At 53.4% G+C, this 17,468-nt stretch carries 16 protein-coding genes and 1 rRNA gene; 8 read left to right on the top strand and 9 right to left on the bottom strand.

Features of this window, described 5'->3' with window-relative positions:
• Nucleotides 1-70: 70 nt before the first annotated feature.
• Nucleotides 71-1,894: a translational GTPase TypA gene (typA, locus tag GRH90_RS18460; protein WP_162367435.1), complete on the bottom strand. Its 1,824-nt coding sequence runs from the start codon at nt 1,892-1,894 to the stop codon at nt 71-73.
• A 409-nt stretch (nt 1,895-2,303) separates the two neighbouring features.
• On the opposite strand from typA, the gene glnA reads away from it, so the two are divergent.
• The 4 genes from glnA (at nt 2,304) to GRH90_RS18440 (ending at nt 6,576) form a co-directional block, all read left to right on the top strand.
• Nucleotides 2,304-3,713, top strand: a complete 1,410-nt coding sequence (gene glnA / locus GRH90_RS18455; RefSeq protein ID WP_162367434.1) for a glutamate--ammonia ligase — start codon at nt 2,304-2,306, stop codon at nt 3,711-3,713.
• Nucleotides 3,714-3,852: 139 nt separating this feature from the next.
• Nucleotides 3,853-4,902, top strand: coding sequence for a nitrogen regulation protein NR(II) (gene glnL / locus GRH90_RS18450; protein ID WP_162367433.1), 1,050 nt, complete (start codon nt 3,853-3,855; stop codon nt 4,900-4,902).
• 7 nt (nt 4,903-4,909) lie between these two features.
• Nucleotides 4,910-6,322, top strand: a complete 1,413-nt coding sequence (glnG, locus tag GRH90_RS18445; protein ID WP_162367432.1) for a nitrogen regulation protein NR(I) — start codon at nt 4,910-4,912, stop codon at nt 6,320-6,322.
• Nucleotides 6,323-6,453: 131 nt separating this feature from the next.
• Nucleotides 6,454-6,576, top strand: coding sequence for a YshB family small membrane protein (locus tag GRH90_RS18440; RefSeq protein ID WP_162367431.1), 123 nt, complete (start codon nt 6,454-6,456; stop codon nt 6,574-6,576).
• On the opposite strand, the gene hemN is transcribed toward GRH90_RS18440, so the two are convergent.
• Together hemN and yihI are read right to left on the bottom strand one after the other, a co-directional pair.
• Entirely contained in the window at nt 6,577-7,950 is a 1,374-nt protein-coding gene (gene hemN, locus GRH90_RS18435) for an oxygen-independent coproporphyrinogen III oxidase (RefSeq protein ID WP_162367430.1), read from the bottom strand.
• A 186-nt stretch (nt 7,951-8,136) separates the two neighbouring features.
• Nucleotides 8,137-8,670 (bottom strand): Der GTPase-activating protein YihI, encoded by a 534-nt coding sequence (gene yihI / locus GRH90_RS18430; RefSeq protein WP_162367429.1) that lies wholly within the window; start codon nt 8,668-8,670, stop codon nt 8,137-8,139.
• Between the two features lie 683 nt (nt 8,671-9,353).
• Here yihI and yihA point away from each other — a divergent pair.
• The gene (gene yihA / locus GRH90_RS18425) at nt 9,354-9,992 is read left to right on the top strand and encodes a ribosome biogenesis GTP-binding protein YihA/YsxC (RefSeq protein ID WP_162367597.1); all 639 of its coding nucleotides are present in this window, start codon (nt 9,354-9,356) and stop codon (nt 9,990-9,992) included.
• Between the two features lie 66 nt (nt 9,993-10,058).
• Here the strand turns inward: yihA and spfP are convergent, their stop codons facing one another.
• The 5 genes from spfP to GRH90_RS18405 all read right to left on the bottom strand — a co-directional run bounded on the left by spfP (nt 10,059) and on the right by GRH90_RS18405 (nt 15,446).
• Nucleotides 10,059-10,106: a small protein SpfP gene (spfP, locus tag GRH90_RS26835; protein WP_071892919.1), complete on the bottom strand. Its 48-nt coding sequence runs from the start codon at nt 10,104-10,106 to the stop codon at nt 10,059-10,061.
• 164 nt (nt 10,107-10,270) lie between these two features.
• On the bottom strand, nt 10,271-13,066 hold the full coding sequence (gene polA / locus GRH90_RS18420) for a DNA polymerase I (RefSeq protein WP_162367428.1): 2,796 nt from the start codon (nt 13,064-13,066) through the stop codon (nt 10,271-10,273).
• 453 nt (nt 13,067-13,519) lie between these two features.
• Nucleotides 13,520-14,146, bottom strand: a complete 627-nt coding sequence (dsbA, locus tag GRH90_RS18415) for a thiol:disulfide interchange protein DsbA (protein WP_162367427.1) — start codon at nt 14,144-14,146, stop codon at nt 13,520-13,522.
• Between the two features lie 18 nt (nt 14,147-14,164).
• Nucleotides 14,165-15,151, bottom strand: coding sequence for a serine/threonine protein kinase (locus GRH90_RS18410; protein ID WP_162367426.1), 987 nt, complete (start codon nt 15,149-15,151; stop codon nt 14,165-14,167).
• Nucleotides 15,152-15,176: 25 nt separating this feature from the next.
• Nucleotides 15,177-15,446: a YihD family protein gene (locus GRH90_RS18405; protein WP_162367425.1), complete on the bottom strand. Its 270-nt coding sequence runs from the start codon at nt 15,444-15,446 to the stop codon at nt 15,177-15,179.
• A gap of 146 nt (nt 15,447-15,592) precedes the next feature.
• On the opposite strand from GRH90_RS18405, the gene mobA reads away from it, so the two are divergent.
• From mobA to GRH90_RS26305, 3 genes are all read left to right on the top strand, one after another.
• Complete coding sequence (mobA, locus tag GRH90_RS18400; RefSeq protein WP_162367596.1) at nt 15,593-16,168, top strand: molybdenum cofactor guanylyltransferase MobA; 576 nt, start codon at nt 15,593-15,595, stop codon at nt 16,166-16,168.
• Nucleotides 16,169-16,178: 10 nt separating this feature from the next.
• A complete protein-coding gene (gene mobB / locus GRH90_RS18395; protein ID WP_162367424.1) occupies nt 16,179-16,697 on the top strand; it encodes a molybdopterin-guanine dinucleotide biosynthesis protein MobB in 519 nt (172 codons plus the stop codon).
• A 219-nt stretch (nt 16,698-16,916) separates the two neighbouring features.
• A complete protein-coding gene (locus GRH90_RS26305; RefSeq protein ID WP_246236140.1) occupies nt 16,917-17,225 on the top strand; it encodes an IS4/Tn5 family transposase DNA-binding protein in 309 nt (102 codons plus the stop codon).
• A gap of 126 nt (nt 17,226-17,351) precedes the next feature.
• Here GRH90_RS26305 and rrf read toward each other — a convergent pair.
• Nucleotides 17,352-17,467, bottom strand: a 5S ribosomal RNA gene (rrf, locus tag GRH90_RS18385).
• Between the last annotated feature and the right edge of the window lies 1 nt (nt 17,468).

The raw sequence follows: 17,468 nt of genomic DNA, 5'->3' as shown, positions 1-17,468 counted from the left end.
GGCATAAAAAATGCCGGCCTGCTGATGCAGACCGGCATTCTTCGCTTAATCGCAGCCTGGTGAGGCGGGTTTAAGCTTCTTTACCCGAACGATTCGCGCGTTTACGATCGTTTTCAGTTAAATGACGTTTACGCAAACGGACGGACAGCGGCGTGACTTCCACCAGTTCATCATCATCGATAAACTCCAGCGCCTGCTCAAGCGACATCTTGATCGGCGTCACCAGCGTCGTGGCCTCATCGGTACCGGAAGCACGCATGTTGGTAAGTTTTTTACCGGTCAGGCAGTTTACCGTCAGGTCGTTGGAACGGGTATGAATGCCGATAACCTGGCCTTCATACACTTCCGCGCCGTGGCCCAGGAACAACCGGCCGCGATCCTGCAGGCTATACAGGGCGTAAGCTACCGCTTTACCCTGGCCGTTGGAGATCATCACGCCGTTCTGGCGCTGGCCGATTTCACCCGGACGGACGTCATCATAATGACTGAACGACGAATACAGCAGGCCGGTGCCGGAAGTCATGGTCAGGAAGTCGGTACGAAAACCAATTAAACCGCGGCTCGGGATGATGTAATCAAGACGGATGCGCCCCTTGCCATCCGGCAGCATATCGCGCATTTCACCTTTACGGATGCCCATGGCTTCCATGACCGGACCTTGGTTCTGCTCTTCGATATCCAGGGTAACCTGTTCGAACGGCTCTTGTTTCTTGCCGTCGACGGTACGATAGATAACCTTAGGGCGCGATACCGCGATTTCAAAACCTTCGCGACGCATGTTTTCGATAAGTACCGAAAGATGCAGCTCGCCACGGCCGGAAACCAGGAAGGTATCCGGATCGACGGTTTCTTCCACGCGCAGGGCCACGTTGTGCACCAGTTCTTTATTCAGGCGCTCGAGGATCTGGCGGGAGGTAACGTATTTACCTTCCTTGCCGCAGAACGGCGAGGTGTTGACGCCGAACGACATGGAAACGGTAGGTTCGTCCACCGTCAGCGGCGGCAACGCTTCAACCTGTGCCTGATCGCAGATGGTATCGGAGATGTTCAGTTCGCCAAGGCCGGTAACGGCGATGATATCGCCCGCTTCCGCCAGCTTGGACTCGATACGCAGCAGGCCCATATGGCCCAGTACCTGGCCCACTTTGCCGTTGCGACGCTTACCTTCATGATCGATGATGGTAACGGCCTGGTTAGGCTTAACTGAACCGCGCTTGATACGACCGATGCCGATTACGCCAACATAGCTGTTGTAATCAAGCTGCGAAATCTGCATCTGGAACGGACCGTCGCTGTCGACATTAGGCGCTTCGACGTTCTTGACGATAGATTCAAACAGCGGGGTCATGTCGCTGGCCATGTTTTCGTGTTCATAGCCCGCAACACCGTTCAACGCGGAGGCATAAATGATCGGAAAATCCAGTTGCTCATCGGTGGCGCCGAGGTTGACGAATAAATCAAACACCTGGTCCACTACCCAATCAGGGCGCGCGCCGGGACGGTCGACTTTATTGATAACGACGATGGGTTTGAGACCATAGGCAAAGGCTTTCTGGGTCACGAACCGGGTCTGCGGCATGGGTCCATCCATGGCGTCGACCAACAGTAATACCGAGTCAACCATGGACATGACGCGTTCAACTTCGCCGCCGAAATCGGCATGTCCAGGGGTATCAACGATGTTGATACGGTAGTCGTGCCAGTTAATAGCGGTATTTTTTGCGAGGATGGTAATCCCACGCTCTTTCTCCAAATCGTTGGAGTCCATAACGCGCTCGGTGGCGTCGTTGCGGTCACCCAATGTTCCGGATTGTTGCAACAGCTTATCGACCAGGGTAGTTTTACCATGGTCGACGTGCGCGATGATGGCGATGTTACGCAAATTTTCGATCACAACTTTGCCTCAGGCATTAGAAATAGCGCGTTATTGTACACGTAATAAGCGAGGGACTAAACAAGATCGCGATGATCTCTGCATTTGCGTCATTTTTGACGCTTCGTCATCCCTTTCCCAGTGCAATGTTTCACCTCGCCCCATTTACTGCACCAAAATAGTGCCCACTTACTGCCCAAATGCACTAAAATAGCACTATACCACCAATCTGGTGCAGCTGGACTTGGGGTGGTAAGGCCGCATTAGCGGCCCTTCTCATCATTTTGGCAATGTTGGCACACTTTTAGCTTTAGTTTAACTTAGAGTTTAACCTAGCCTAGTTAGCCTAGCCGATCTAAGTTAAATAAAATTCGATCCATACGATTTCGTTCCACGACGACACAATGGCACATCCGGGAGAATACAAGTTATGTCCGCTGAACACGTTTTGACGATGCTTAACGAGCACGAAGTAAAATTCGTCGACCTGCGTTTCACTGATACGAAAGGTAAAGAACAGCACGTCACTATACCAGCCCATCAGGTAGATGCCGACTTCTTTGAAGATGGAAAAATGTTTGACGGCTCCTCCATTGGCGGCTGGAAAGGCATTAATGAATCCGACATGGTGCTGATGCCTGATGCCAGCACCGCCATGCTTGACCCTTTCTTCGAAGAATCAACCCTGATTATCCGTTGCGACATCCTTGAGCCTGCCACCATGCAGGGCTACGATCGCGACCCGCGTTCCATCGCCAAACGCGCCGAAGAGTTTCTGAAATCTTCCGGTATCGCCGATACCGTGCTGTTTGGGCCGGAACCTGAATTCTTCTTGTTCGACGATATCCGCTTTGGTTCGTCCATCTCCGGTTCCCATGTCGCCATTGACGACGTTGAAGCCGCATGGAATACCGATAAAGTTTACGAAGGCGGCAATAAAGGCCATCGTCCCGGCATTAAAGGCGGTTATTTCCCGGTTCCCCCGGTGGATTCATCACAGGATCTGCGTTCCGCCATGTGTTTGACCCTGGAAGAAATGGGCCTGGTGGTTGAAGCCCATCACCATGAAGTCGCCACCGCCGGCCAGAACGAAATCGCCACCCGCTTCAACAGCCTGACGAAAAAAGCCGACGAGATCCAAATCTATAAATATGTGGTGCATAACGTTGCCCATGCCTTTGGCAAAACCGCGACCTTCATGCCGAAACCGATGTTCGGCGATAACGGTTCGGGCATGCACTGCCATATGTCGTTAACCAAAGACGGCAATAACCTGTTCTCCGGCGACAAGTACGGCGGCCTGTCTGAAACAGCGCTGTTCTACATCGGCGGCGTAATAAAACATGCCAAGGCTATCAACGCCCTGACCAACCCGACCACCAATTCCTACAAACGTCTGGTCCCAGGGTATGAAGCGCCGGTTATGCTGGCCTACTCCGCCCGTAACCGCTCCGCCTCCATCCGTATCCCGGTGGTTGCCAGCCCGAAAGCACGCCGTATTGAAGTGCGCTTCCCGGACCCGGCCGCCAACCCATACCTGGCGTTTGCCGCCCTGCTGATGGCCGGCCTGGACGGGGTTATCAACAAAATCCATCCTGGCGATGCCATGGACAAGAACCTGTACGATTTGCCTCCTGAAGAAGCAAAAGAAATTCCGCAGGTGGCCGGATCGTTGGAAGAAGCCCTTAAGGCGCTGGAAGCAGATCACGAGTTCCTCACCCGTGGCGGCGTTTTCACCGAAGACTCCATCGACGCGTATATCACCTTACGTACCGAAGAAGTCGACCGTATTCGCATGACGCCGCATCCGGTGGAATTCGAGCTGTACTACAGCGTATAACTTGACAGTGTTTTTTGTTGCCGTGGAAACTTTCAGCCCATCTCCGGATGGGCTTTTTTCTCCAGCAAACCTTGCGCGCAGCCAAGCGCATTATTATCTAATGGAATAAATGCACTCGAATAGTGCGGGAGACTGCTTTATGGCTACAGGCGCATTGCCCGATGCTGGGCAGATCCTTAATTCGTTAATTAACAGCATATTGCTGCTGGATAACGATCTTGCCGTTCATTACGCCAATCCGGCGGCGCAACAGCTTTTGGCGCAAAGCTCACGCAAGCTTTTTGGTACGCCGTTGCCTGAACTGCTCGGGTACTTTTCGCTCAACGTCGAACTGATGCGCGAAAGCCTTAACGCGGGCCAGGGGTTTACCGATAACGAGGTCACGTTGGTGGTTGATGGGCGGGCACATATTCTTTCCCTTACCGTACAACGCCTGCCCGAGGATTTTTTCCTGATGGAGCTGGCGCCGATGGATAATCAGCGACGCCTCAGCCAGGAGCAAATCCAGCATGCCCAACAGGTGGCGGCGAGGGATCTGGTGCGCGGCCTGGCCCATGAAATCAAAAACCCGCTGGGCGGACTGCGCGGCGCGGCGCAACTGCTTGCCAAGGCTTTACCCGATCCGTCCCTGCTGGAATATACCAAGGTGATTATTGAACAGGCCGACCGCCTGCGCAATCTGGTCGACCGCCTGCTTGGGCCGCAGCAGCCCGGCATGCATGTCACGCAAAGTATCCACCAGGTGGCCGAGCGGGTATTCCAACTGGTCTCGCTGGAAAAACCGGATAATGTCACCCTCCTGCGGGATTACGATCCCAGCCTGCCTGAACTGGCACACGATCCCGACCAAATGGAACAGGTGTTGCTGAATATTACCCGTAACTCGCTGCAGGCCCTGGGTGAAGACGGTGGCACGATCACTATACGTACCCGTACCGCGTTCCAGTTAACGCTGCACGGCGTTCGTTATCGTTTGGTTGCGCGAATTGATATTGAAGACGACGGCCCGGGCGTACCGGCACAGTTGCAGGATACGTTGTTCTACCCCATGGTCAGCGGCCGTGAGGGCGGGACCGGTTTAGGGTTATCCATTGCCCGCAGTCTTATCGATCAAAATTCGGGTAAAATTGAATTTAACAGTTGGCCGGGCCATACCGAATTTTCGGTGTACCTGCCTATTCGCCAGTGAGGTCACTATGCAACGAGGGATAGTCTGGATCGTCGACGACGATAGCTCCATCCGCTGGGTGCTTGAACGCGCCCTCACTGGAGCCGGGTTGACTTGCGTCACCTTTGAAGGTGGCAATGAAGTGCTGGATGCAATCTCCACCCAAACTCCGGACGTGTTGTTATCGGATATACGCATGCCCGGCATGGACGGCCTGGCATTACTCAAACAGATCAAGCAGCGCCATCCGATGCTGCCGGTGATCATCATGACCGCCCATTCCGATTTGGACGCCGCTGTCAGTGCTTACCAACAAGGCGCGTTTGATTACCTGCCCAAGCCGTTCGATATCGACGAAGCGGTGGCGTTGGTTGAGCGCGCGGTCAGCCACTATCTGGAACAGCAGCAGCCGGCGCGCGTGCAGCCCGCCAGCGGCCCGACCACCGATATTATCGGTGAGGCGCCGGCCATGCAGGATGTGTTCCGCATTATCGGCCGGTTGTCCCGTTCGTCCATCAGCGTGCTGATTAACGGCGAATCCGGCACCGGTAAAGAACTGGTTGCCCATGCATTGCATCGCCATAGCCCGCGCGCCAAGGCCTCGTTTATCGCGCTGAATATGGCGGCCATCCCCAAGGATTTGATTGAGTCGGAACTGTTCGGTCATGAGAAAGGGGCCTTTACCGGCGCCAACCAGGTGCGCCAGGGCCGTTTTGAGCAGGCGGACGGCGGCACCCTGTTCCTGGATGAAATCGGCGATATGCCGCTGGATGTCCAGACCCGGCTGCTGCGCGTATTGGCGGACGGCCAGTTTTACCGGGTCGGTGGTTACGCGCCGGTCAAGGTGGACGTCAGGATCATCGCCGCCACCCATCAAAACCTTGAGCTGCGCGTGCAGGAAGGCAAGTTCCGCGAGGATTTATTCCATCGTCTGAACGTCATCCGGGTGCATTTGCCCCCGCTGCGTGAACGACGGGAAGATATTCCGCGCCTGGCGCGCTATTTCCTGCAGGTGGCGGCCAAGGAGCTGGGCGTGGAGCCGAAAAACCTGCATCCGGAAACCGAAACCGCGCTGACCCGCCTGCCATGGCAAGGCAATGTCCGCCAGTTGGAGAATACCTGCCGCTGGCTGACCGTCATGGCCGCCGGCCAGGAAGTGTTGATCCAGGACCTGCCGCCGGAATTATTTGAAAGCACGGCGCCGGACGCCACGGTTCAGTCGCTGCCGGACAGTTGGGCCACGCTGCTGGCGCAATGGGCGGACCGCGCGCTGCGTTCCGGTCACCAGAACCTGCTGTCCGAAGCCCAGCCGGAAATGGAGAGAACCCTGCTGACCACCGCCCTGCGCCATACCCAAGGCCATAAGCAGGAAGCGGCCAGACTACTCGGGTGGGGCCGCAATACCCTGACGCGTAAGCTGAAAGAGTTGGGCATGGAATAAAACGCGGGGTTTAATACCCTGGCGGAATAACGGCGTAAAAAATAGCAAAATAACGCGCAAATCGGCGTTATTTTGCCCTTTACATCCCGCATGCAGACAGTATGATCTTGTCGCTGACCGGGAGGAAGACCATGCTAGATTCATTGATCAATTTAATATCCCAGGGCGCGGATATGACCGCCGCCGTGGGCCACGCACCGCAAACCGCGCTGGCCGCCATCCTCTGCGCCGCGCTGCTTAACTTTTTCAGCTGATCAAATCACCCGTGAGAACTGGCGCTGGAGCGATTTATTGCGCAGGTAGATATCAAAGCACATGCAGATATTGCGGATCAGCAGGCGTCCTTTGGCCGTGACCGTTATCGCCTGTTCGGAGAGAGCCACCAGTCCGTCGCGCTCAAGGGGCCGCAGCAGCGCGATATCATCGGCGAAATAATCGGTAAAACGCACGGCATAGCGGTTTTCCAGTACGCTGAAATCGATATGGAACTGGCAAATCAACGCCTTGATCACGTCACGGCGCAGGCGGTCATCGTCCGACAGCGCCACGCCGCGCCATAATCCGTTGCCCTGGCGCGCAACGCTTGCCACGTAGCTCTTCATCTCTTTCTGGTTCTGCACGTAGCTATCCCCGATCATGCTAATCGCCGAGATGCCAAGCCCCAGTAAGTCGCAGTCGCCTTGGGTGGTGTAACCCTGGAAATTGCGATGCAGCCTGCCGGCACGCTGCGCCACGGCCAATTCGTCGTCCGGACGCGCAAAATGGTCCATGCCGATAAACTGATAGCCCGCATCGCAAAGCGCGGCGATGGAATGCTGCAAAATGTCCATTTTTTGTGCCGCGTCCGGTAAATCAGCGGTTTTGATTTTCCGCTGGGCGGCAAACAGCGCAGGCATGTGCGCATAATTGAATACGCTGAGCCGCTGGGGGTTGAGCGTTATCACCCGGGCCAGGGTATGCTGAAAGCTCGCCAGCGTTTGGCGCGGCAGGCCGTAAATCAGATCGATATTGGTGGAAAGGAAACCCAGCGCCTTGGCGCGGCCGATCAGATCGAAGATCAGCTGTTCATCCTGTTCCCGGTTGACCAGCCGCTGGACCTCGGGGTCAAAATCCTGCACGCCCATGCTGATGCGGTTAAACCCTTCGGCATGGAGATGATCCATCATCTCCAGTTCGATGTCGCGTGGGTCGATTTCAATGGACATCTCGGCGCCGGCGGCGATGGTAAACTGTTCACGCACCAGGGCCACCAGGCGCGATATCTGCGCCGGCGACAAAAAGGTGGGCGTACCGCCGCCCCAGTGCATCTGCGTGACCAGGCGGCCCTTGAACAAAGGCGCGCGCCGGAGGATTTCCTGCTCCAGGACATCCAGGTAACGATCGGCTTTTTCCGGCTGGCGGGTAACGATTTTATTACAGCCGCAGAAGTAACAGCCCTTGTGGCAAAACGGCAGATGCAGATACAGCGACAGCGGGCGGGCAGGATAGCGCGCCACCGCGTAGATGAAAGCGGCCTCGTCATACCCTTCGCTAAACTCCAGGGCGGTAGGGTAGGACGTATAGCGCGGCCCTGATTGATTATATTTTTGAATGAGGGCCGAATCCCATTCTATCGCTGGCACTGACATGGCTGCTTACTCCTTACGAAATTTACGCCGCCCCCGCCTTTTTATAGGCGCAGCCGGTTTTCGCCCGGCGGCCCGCGCCAAACGTAACCGGTCTTTACGCCGCGAAAGCCGCCATAGTTTACTCAATAACCACACTAAATAACATGTCAACGGCGCGGCGATTAGCAGCAGCAGCGGATTCAACGGTTAAAATGAATCTTTCTGGCCGCGTTTGAGCAGTTGCAGCATATCTTCGTTTTTGACGTCTTCCTCTTCATCATCTTCAATCTCAATGCCCAGCAAGGTCATCAGCTCGTCGATGCGATCCAGGGTCTTATCGACGTATGCCTGCTCCGGAGCCGCTAATTCCTTACCCTGCTCCAGCTTTTGCAATAATTCGTCCAGGCGCTCGTCGTTTTCCAGGTTCTCCAGCTCCACTTCCGGCAAAATAGCCGTGGTGGTGGGAATATAAATTTCCGGCGCTACCGGTTTTTTAACCGTGGCGGCGTCAGCGATAAGCGGCACGGGTTTTTTGCTGCCAATACGGCGATCGACGATCCCCGACTGCGCATTGCGGCCGCCGGCCTTATTGCCTTCCTGTGCCCGGGAGCCGGAAGCCAGACCGCGTCGTTTTTTCTGGCGCTGGCGGGCACGCCCCTCGGTATTCAACTCTTCACGGCTTTTGCGTTTGTTCTTGGCGATGGCTGGTTTACCGCGCCCGCCTTTTGCTGATGGATTCATGTTGTCTGCTCTTGGGTAAGTGTCATTAAGTATAGAATTGCGGCGGAATCTATCAGAAACCCTACCAATAAAAAAGGCGGCAGTTAATCTGCCACCATAAAGTGAAGGTGCTTCGCGAGAAAAACAGTCCCCCGGCGATGAACCTGACGGTCCACATCCTGTGTATCGGATCGTCGCTGCGATGATGTTTTATTCTACTCTATACGAAGCAGATTGGTTAGGGTGTATTCCTTTACGCACTCATCCTAAGCAGAATTCATCCCTGGGAAAAACGTGGATATGGCTTGGTGCAGGGCTAAAGCGGAGCACTTGGCCATGTCTTGAACTTTTCATGATGAAAAGTGCCAATTTCAGGCGCTCCGTGCCTTGCCACCTAATGTAGCCTAATTACATTTACCCGCAATACGGTCACGCCATGCTGGCAGGCTGTTGTGACAGTGATAATTATTTAAATTTATGATTTATAATAAATTAATTTATATCAAAACGAGATTACTCTCTCAGTAAAGCGCCGATCTCTCACAAACATAAAACGTTAAATACTCACATCTAATAACACAGTGGTTAGAATGGCGGCCAAATAGCAACGGCTGGGTGGATGCGGTTAAAGATAAAAACCGCTTTTTACCTTATAACCCGTATAATTGACGGTAATAAGTCATTCCGCGGGAGAGGAAAATTTGATCACCTCATATAATTACCATATGACGCATTTTGTCATGAGTGCCCCTGATATCCGTCATTTGCCCACGGATACCGGGATCGAAGTCGCGTTTGCCGGGCGATCCAACGCCGGCAAATCCAGCGCGCTGAATACCCTGACCAATCAAAAAAGCCTGGCCAGGACCAGTAAAACGCCGGGGCGTACGCAGCTTATCAATTTGTTTGAGGTCGAGCCGGAAATCCGCCTGGTGGATTTACCGGGTTATGGCTATGCCGAAGTGCCTGAAGAAATGAAACGTAAGTGGCAACGCGCCCTGGGCGAGTATTTGCAAAAGCGCCATAGCCTGAAGGGGCTGGTGGTACTGATGGATATCCGCCACCCGATGAAAGATCTGGATCAGCAAATGGTACAGTGGGCGGTGGGTGTCGATATCCCGGTCCTGGTGCTATTGACCAAATCCGACAAGCTGGCTTCCGGCGCATGCAAGGCCCAGCTTAACCAGGTAAGGGAAGCCGCGGCGGCATTTGAGGGTGATATACAGGTTGAGGCGTTTTCGTCGCTGAAAAAGACCGGCGTCGACAAACTGCGTCTTAAGCTTGACAGCTGGTTCAGTGAAACCCTGCCGGTAACGGATGAAGAGCTACCCTATACGGAATAAGCGGTTGCGCCGGCGCGGCGCCCAATAAAAAACGCCCCAGCCAATAATGACTGGGGCGGCTAATATTTAGCCAAATCCGATTACGTGAAGTAAAAGGTCTGAAAGATAGAACATCTTACCTCTGTACCCTACGTCTGTAACTTTACATCAATTTATCGCAGTGCAAAAGATTTTTTTGTAGTTTAATTTCACTTATTTGGCATTTGCATAGTGATTATCTCAAGCCATATCACCTTTTTATGTAGCTTAATTACGAAAAATGCTTATTGTTTCGCCACTTAGTGAGCCTGATCCCAGTTTTCACCCATCCCCACATCAACCCGCAGCGGGACATCCAGGGCAAAAGAGCCTTCCATCAGGCTCTTGATCCTGGGAATAGCCGACTCCACCGCGTCGCGTCGCACTTCAAATACCAGTTCATCATGCACCTGCATGATCATGCGCACCGCAGGCTTTTCTTTTTGCAGCCAGGAATCGATGGCAATCATCGCGCGTTTGATGATATCCGCGGCGGTCCCCTGCATCGGGGCGTTTATCGCCGCACGCTCGGCGGCTTTCTTACGCGTCCCGTTACGTGAGTGGATATCGGGCAAGTAGAGCCGGCGGCCGTCGAGGGTGGAAACATAACCTTGCTCCTCCGCCTGCCTGCGGGTGCGCTCCATATATTCCAACACGCCCGGGTAGCGCTCAAAATAGAGGTTCATATAGCGTTGCGCCTGCGCACGTCCCACCGATAGCTGCCGTGCCAGACCAAAGGCGCTCATGCCATAGATCAGGCCGAAGTTAATCGCCTTGGCGCTGCGGCGCTGCTCATTGGACACCTTCTCCAGCGCCAGGCCGAAGACTTCGGCGGCGGTGGCCCGATGTATATCCTTGCCCTCGGCAAAGGCCTTAAGCAGTCCCTGGTCGCGCGAGAGGTGCGCCATGATGCGCAGTTCGATCTGCGAATAGTCCGCCGCTACGATAACGGAATCCTTCGGCGCGATAAATGCCTGCCTGATACGCCGCCCTTCGTCATTACGCACCGGGATGTTTTGCAGGTTGGGATCGGTCGAGGACAATCGGCCGGTGGCGGTAACCGCCTGTTGATAAGACGTATGCACGCGCTTTGAGTGCGGATTAATCATCAGCGGCAATTTATCGGTATAGGTCGACTTCAGCTTGGCCAGGCCGCGATACTCGAGGAGAAGCTTTGGCAGCGGATAATCCAGCGCCAGCTCGGCCAGCACTTCCTCATTGGTCGATGGCGCGCCGCCCGGCGTTTTTTTCAGGATCGGCAGTTTTTGCTTATCGTATAAAATCGCCTGGAGCTGCTTGGTGGATGAGAGATTAAAGGCTTCGCCCGCCAGTTCATGCGCCTCGGTTTCCAGCTCGCCCAGACGCTTAGTCAATTCAACCGAATGCGCGGCCAGGATCTTCTCGTCAATCAGCACCCCGGTGCGTTCGATGCGCGACAGTACCGGCACCAGCGGCATTTCGATTTCCTCGAACACCTTCTTCAGGCCGGTCTCCCGTTCGATCTGCGGCCAGAATTTTTCATGCAGCCGCAACGTAACGTCCACATCCTCGGCGGCATACGGCCCCGCCTGCTCAAGGGCGATTTGATTAAAGGTCAGCTGGTTTTTGCCTTTACCGGCAATGTCGGCAAAACCGACCGTGGTATGTTTCAGGAAACGATCGGCCATGCTGTCCATATCATGACGTCCCGACACGCTGTTAAGCACGTAGGATTCGAGCATGGTGTCAAAGGCAATGCCGGCCAGCTCGATATCGTAACGTTGCAACACGCCGCGATCGAATTTCAGGTTCTGGCCGATTTTGCGAATGGCAGGGTCTTCGAGCAGTGGTTTAAGCAACGCCAATACCTCGTCGCGATTTAATTGGTCCGGCGCGTCGAGATAATCGTGACCGACCGGTAAATACGCGGCGTCTCCAGGGGTAATGGCGAAAGAGAGCCCAATCAGGTTGGCACTCAGGGTATCCAGGCTATCGGTTTCGGTATCAAAGGTGAACTGCCCCGCCTGTTTTATCCGTTTTATCCAGCTGTTCAGGTCCGCCAGCTCGTAGACGACCTGGTAACCGTCCTGGGGAAGCTGCGCCGCCTCCCGATCATCCTCATCGGCCGGGACGGCCGGGGCATTAAACGGCGTGCGCGCGGCGGGAACGGGATTGATTCGTCCCTGCAGCCATTTACCCGCTTCCAAATCCGCCAGCCAGCGTTTGAATTCATATTTCGTGAACAGCAGCTGCAATGCCGCCGCGTCGGGCTCGGTAACGGTTAATTGATCAAAGGGCAAATCCAACGGCACATCAGTCTTAATGGTCGCCAGCTGATAAGACAAATAGGCCAGCTCTTTATTTTGTTCCAGCTTCGGCGCCATGGTTTTAGCGCCGCGAAACGACAGCCCGCCCACGCTGGTCAGATCGCTGTAAATATTATCCAGGCTGCCCAGTCCCTGCAGCAGCGCCTGGGCAGTTTTCTCACCGACGCCCGGCACGCCGGGAATATTATCCGAGCTGTCGCCCATCAGCGCCAGGTAATCAATGATCAATTCCGGTGGAACGCCGAATTTTTCCCGCACTTCCTCCGGCCCAAGAATAGTGTTGGACATGGTATTGATAAGCGTAATGGTAGGGGATACCAGCTGCGCCATATCTTTGTCACCGGTGCTGATCAGCACTTCGCGGCCAGCCCGCGCGGCTTCCAGCGCCAGCGTGCCAATCACATCGTCCGCCTCGACGCCGGATACCGCCAGCAAGGGCAGGCCCATCGCCTTGACCATGCTGTGCAATGGCTCGATTTGGCTGCGCAAATCATCCGGCATTGAGGGACGGTGAGCTTTATAGTGTTCGAATAATTCGTCGCGAAAAGTTTTACCCTTGGCGTCAAACACCACCGCCACGTGGCTTGGCTTATACTGCGTCAGCAGGCTTTTCAGCATATTCAGCACGCCGTACATGGCGCCGGTCGGTTCGCCCGCGCCGTTGGTTAACGGCGGGAAGGCATGATAGGCACGATAAAGATAGGAGGAACCATCAACCAGGATTAACGGGTTGTCTGCAATGTGAGCCATAGCGTCTTCGTTCTTTTTAGTCAGCAATCATGGGGGATAGCATGCCACAGCTGGCCGCCGGAGACGAACGTTAGCGTAGCATAAGGGCGATAAAAAAATCGGGTTACGAACGGATCCGCGCGATCCTGCTGTGGATAACTTTGTGAGTAAAAAAAATGGATAATGTTTATATATCTATAATAATGTTGGCTTTTATAAAAAATACTCTCTTTATCAATGGTTTATTGCGAACCACTAACTAATCCCATATATATCAGTGGCATTTCATGTTTGTGGATATAACCCGCATCCATTTGTCGCAGTGGATATGATGTTGGTTTGCTGTTGAAAAAGCATATACATAAATGCTCATTTCCAACAGACGCAGCGGTGGAAATAACTTACTGCCAGTGGCTAATCAATTCGATTAAAAACGCCGGAAATATCCAGCGTTTATTATAATAAGTCAGTGATTTAATTCTGCGTCAGCAAGAATTTAACCACATCGGCGAATTGCTTCACGTACACGTCCTGTGAAGACATATCCAGGCCGTCGTTTTTGACCATATATTTGCCATTCACGAACATAGCCGGGACACCGCGCAATTGCAAATCCGAGGCGGCCTTTTCCTGCTGGACCACCAGGGATTTGACCACAAAGCTATTCCAGGCGCCGTCATATTCCTCACCGCTTACGCCGGCCTGAATAAAGACATTGCGCAGATCGGCGGGGGTTTGCACCGTCTGGGTTTTTTGAATACCGTCAAACAACAAGGGACTGACTTTGTCCTCGACGCCTAACGCCATGGCGACAGCCCAAGCTTGGGTCACCTGCTTGCCCATATCGCCGCCAAGGAAATCGACATGATATTTGGTCACTTTGGTTCCCGCGGGCAGCGACTGTTTCACGGTGCTGGAAACATGAAAGTTCTGTTCAAATTCATAGCAGTGCGGACAATAGAACGAGAAAAACTCCAAGACCTGCGGTTCACCGGTCGCCGGCTTATCAAGCTGGATATATTGCTGGCCTTCGGTAAATTGCGCGGCCGAAACGCTAAATGCCAACGCGAGTCCCATAAGCGCAAACCAAATCTTCTTCATTAATTTATTCTCCAATGTTTAATACGTAGGCATAAGCTGTAAAGGTGGTTCCTGCAATAGCTTCACCTGCTCCGTGAAGATCAATGTTTGCTGTGACCAGAACTCAGCTTCCACCATCCAGGGGAAACTATAGGGAAATGCGGGATCTCCCCACCGTCGGCTAATCCAAGCCAGGTAATAGATCATACGCATCGCGCGTAATGGCTCTATCAGAGCCAATTCGCGCGGATTAAAGTCCATGAATTCACTATAAGCATCAAGCAAAAGCGATAGCTGATATTGCTGTTCGATACGATCGCCATTAAGCAGCATCCAGAGATCCTGAACGGCAGGTCCGTTTCGGGCATCATCCAGGTCGACAAACATCGGACCGTCGCGCCACATGATATTGCCCGCATGCAGATCGCCATGCAGACGCAGCGGACGCCATTGCGTCGTCCAGCATAGCTTAACTTCGGCAATTAACGTGTCAACGGACTGTAAAAATGCGGTTTTTTGTTTGCCGGCAATCAGCGTGCTGCGCTCAAATTCACGTCTTGGTTCATATAAATACTCTTCAAGACCTATAGTCGGCCGGCTACTGAAGCATTTGTCGCCATTACTGCGATGGATGCGCCCGATAAAACGCCCCACCCATTCAAGCTGCTCATCATTGTCTTGTTCAAATTGCCTGCCGCCGACGCTTGGAAATACGGCAAAATGAAAGCCCTGATGTTCCAAAAGCGTGGAACCATTAATGCGTATCGGCGGAACTACCGGGATTTCCGCATCATTCAATCCCAATGAAAGTTCATGTTCTTCAAGAATCTGCTCAACCGACCAGCGTTCAGGGCGATAGAATTTGACTACATAGCGTTTTTTATCTTCATCAAGGAACTGATAAACACGGTTTTCGTAACTATTGAGGGCGGTTAACCCGGAGTCTACGCGTAAACCGACGTTTTCCAGGGCATCCATTATAAGCTCTGGCATCAACGTCTTGAAATTAAATGCGGTTATATTCATAAAACGCTCATTTCGTCGTCTTTGCCTAGTCTTTGATGATACCGCGCGCGCGCAGGATCGCGGTTTTGAAATCTTCTTCGTAATCCTTTTGCAATCCCGGGATGGCTTGCGTTTTGTCGGCACCGCGCATTTTTAGATGATAAATTAACGTATCATCAGACAGAGCGAACAAGTCCCCGTCATAGCCGGCTTCTTGCGCCAGTTTTTGCAGGAATTGCAGCAAATTTAACTCGGACTCTTTCTGCCATGCCGGATGAAGCAGTTCGATGAGCTCATTAACGCGGTGATATTTCATAACGCAATCCCTCTCTTTGTTCCCAGTGCTAATGTATCAAGATCCACCGGGCAGGATAAACACGATTGTTCTGTAACATGTGAAACATTGTATCTTAATATGAGGGCCTGCCTATCAATGATTAAGGCTAACGGAGGAGAGTCATTATAAAAGCTGACATCACAGGCGTGATCCTGGCCGGCGGGCAATCGACGCGCATGGCCGGCAAAGATAAAGGGTTGGTCATGGTTAACCAACGCCCTCTTTATCAGTATGTTCTGGACGGTCTGTCGCGGCAGGTCGATACGGTTATACTTAACGCCAACCGTAATCTTGAACTCTACCGGCAAAGCGGTTTGCAGGTAGTGACCGACACCTTGCCCGATTACCCCGGACCGCTTGCCGGCATACTGGCGGGGCTGCAGGCGGCGCAGACGCAATGGGCGATGTTCGCCCCTTGCGACGTGCCGGTTTTTCCATTGGATCTGGTCCAACGGCTATGGGACGGCAAGCGGATGGCGTCAGCCGCCTTCGCCAGTTCGGGGGGACAAGACCATCCGGCGTTTGCGCTGCTCAACCGCTCGTTGATTGACCCGTTAGAGACCTTCCTAACGCAGGGGGAGCGCAAGGTAATGCTGTTTTATACCCGTATCGGGGCCGAAAGAGTGGTTTTCCCGGTAAAAACCCCGAATTTCCATAACCTTAATACCCCTCTTGATGTGCAGAACTGGGCAAAATCGTAAGGAACACCCTATGCCACACGCCCTTCCCCCATTATTGGCCATTACCGCCTTCAGCGGCACCGGCAAGACTACCCTGTTAAAACAGCTGATACCCTTGCTAAACCAGGCCGGCGTGCGGGTAGGCATCATCAAGCATACCCACCATAAGGTGGATGTGGATACCCCCGGAAAAGACAGTTACGAGCTACGTAAGGCCGGCGCTCGGCAAACCATGGTGGCAAGCGAAGCGCGATGGGCGCTGATGACCGAAACGCCGGATCTGGTCATGCCGTCATTATCCTGGCTGGCCGGTCAAATGGATAACAACCTGATCGACCTGATCCTGGTTGAGGGGTTCAAAGATGAACCGGTGCCCAAAATTGCGTTATTCCGCGAGGACGTTGGCAAAGAGTGGCTTCCTTTGATGGACGGGCACGTTATCGCAGTGGCCAGCGACGTTTATCTCGATATCAACCTGCCGTTACTGGATATCAATCTGCCCGGCGATATCGCGGCTTTTATCAGCAACTGGCTGCGCAGCCAGCGGTAATCAGGCGGCACCTGATAAAAAATGCGCGACGCCAACATTGGTTGGCGTGGTTTTATCTGAATTTATACTATCCGGCACATATGGATGAGACATTTCCATAGTAGTGCCTGTATTGCTGATAAATTGGTAAACGTACAGCCAGTCTTGCAACTACCCACAATTATACTAATATAATCATAAGGATAATCGGATAAAGTTATTTTCATGGAAGGCTGAACAATGGTTAATCCGGAACAAGTTTCGCTTTCATGGCTAGATGAGGAAATTAATTGTTCTGTGTTTAGCGATCGCCGCCATGCCAGTCGCTTTAAATCTTTGATGCAAAAACTCTGGCGCGGGATGGGCAACAGCCTTCCTTTTTCCTGCCAGGATCGTGCAGCGGCAAAAGCCGCTTATCGGTTTCTTTCCAGCGACAGTATGGGAAATAAAAATAAACATCCGCCCGGTAATATTGTTATCTGGCGTGGCCTGCGACGATTAAACGAAATACAGACCGGATGGGAAATGGCCACCCGGAGATGTGGGTAATTGCAAAACTAAGCGTACGCGTACGCTGCGGATGGTATTGCTGCGGGATCAGGCGTAGCAAAACCGTCCGTTCAGCACATATGAAAAAGCCCTCTGTTTCCACAGAGGGCTTCGTCATTATTGGATGCCTGGCAGTTCCCTACTCTCGCATGGGGAGACCCCACACTACCATCGGCGCTACGGCGTTTCACTGCTGAGTTCGGCATGGGGTCAGGTGGGACCACCGCGCTAGTGCCGCCAGGC

The organism is Acerihabitans arboris (genome assembly GCF_010131535.1).
Taxonomy (GTDB): Bacteria; Pseudomonadota; Gammaproteobacteria; order Enterobacterales; family Enterobacteriaceae; genus Acerihabitans; species Acerihabitans arboris.
The sequence above is the reverse complement of the archived record's forward strand: the minus strand, read 5'-3'. Positions and strand labels throughout refer to the sequence as shown.

Excerpts from the sequence above, each read along its gene's own strand:
- glnA (WP_162367434.1), top strand. The coding sequence starts at position 2,304 with ATGTCCGCTGAACACGTTTTGACGATGCTTAACGAGCACGAAGTAAAA.
- GRH90_RS18405 (WP_162367425.1), bottom strand. The coding sequence starts at position 15,446 with ATGAAATATCACCGCGTTAATGAGCTCATCGAACTGCTTCATCCGGCA.
- GRH90_RS26305 (WP_246236140.1), top strand. The coding sequence starts at position 16,917 with ATGGTTAATCCGGAACAAGTTTCGCTTTCATGGCTAGATGAGGAAATT.
- polA (WP_162367428.1), bottom strand. The coding sequence starts at position 13,066 with ATGGCTCACATTGCAGACAACCCGTTAATCCTGGTTGATGGTTCCTCC.
- GRH90_RS18410 (WP_162367426.1), bottom strand. The coding sequence starts at position 15,151 with ATGAATATAACCGCATTTAATTTCAAGACGTTGATGCCAGAGCTTATA.
- dsbA (WP_162367427.1), bottom strand. The coding sequence starts at position 14,146 with ATGAAGAAGATTTGGTTTGCGCTTATGGGACTCGCGTTGGCATTTAGC.
- mobB (WP_162367424.1), top strand. The coding sequence starts at position 16,179 with ATGCCACACGCCCTTCCCCCATTATTGGCCATTACCGCCTTCAGCGGC.
- glnL (WP_162367433.1), top strand. The coding sequence starts at position 3,853 with ATGGCTACAGGCGCATTGCCCGATGCTGGGCAGATCCTTAATTCGTTA.
- GRH90_RS18440 (WP_162367431.1), top strand. The coding sequence starts at position 6,454 with ATGCTAGATTCATTGATCAATTTAATATCCCAGGGCGCGGATATGACC.
- hemN (WP_162367430.1), bottom strand. The coding sequence starts at position 7,950 with ATGTCAGTGCCAGCGATAGAATGGGATTCGGCCCTCATTCAAAAATAT.
- glnG (WP_162367432.1), top strand. The coding sequence starts at position 4,910 with ATGCAACGAGGGATAGTCTGGATCGTCGACGACGATAGCTCCATCCGC.
- yihI (WP_162367429.1), bottom strand. The coding sequence starts at position 8,670 with ATGAATCCATCAGCAAAAGGCGGGCGCGGTAAACCAGCCATCGCCAAG.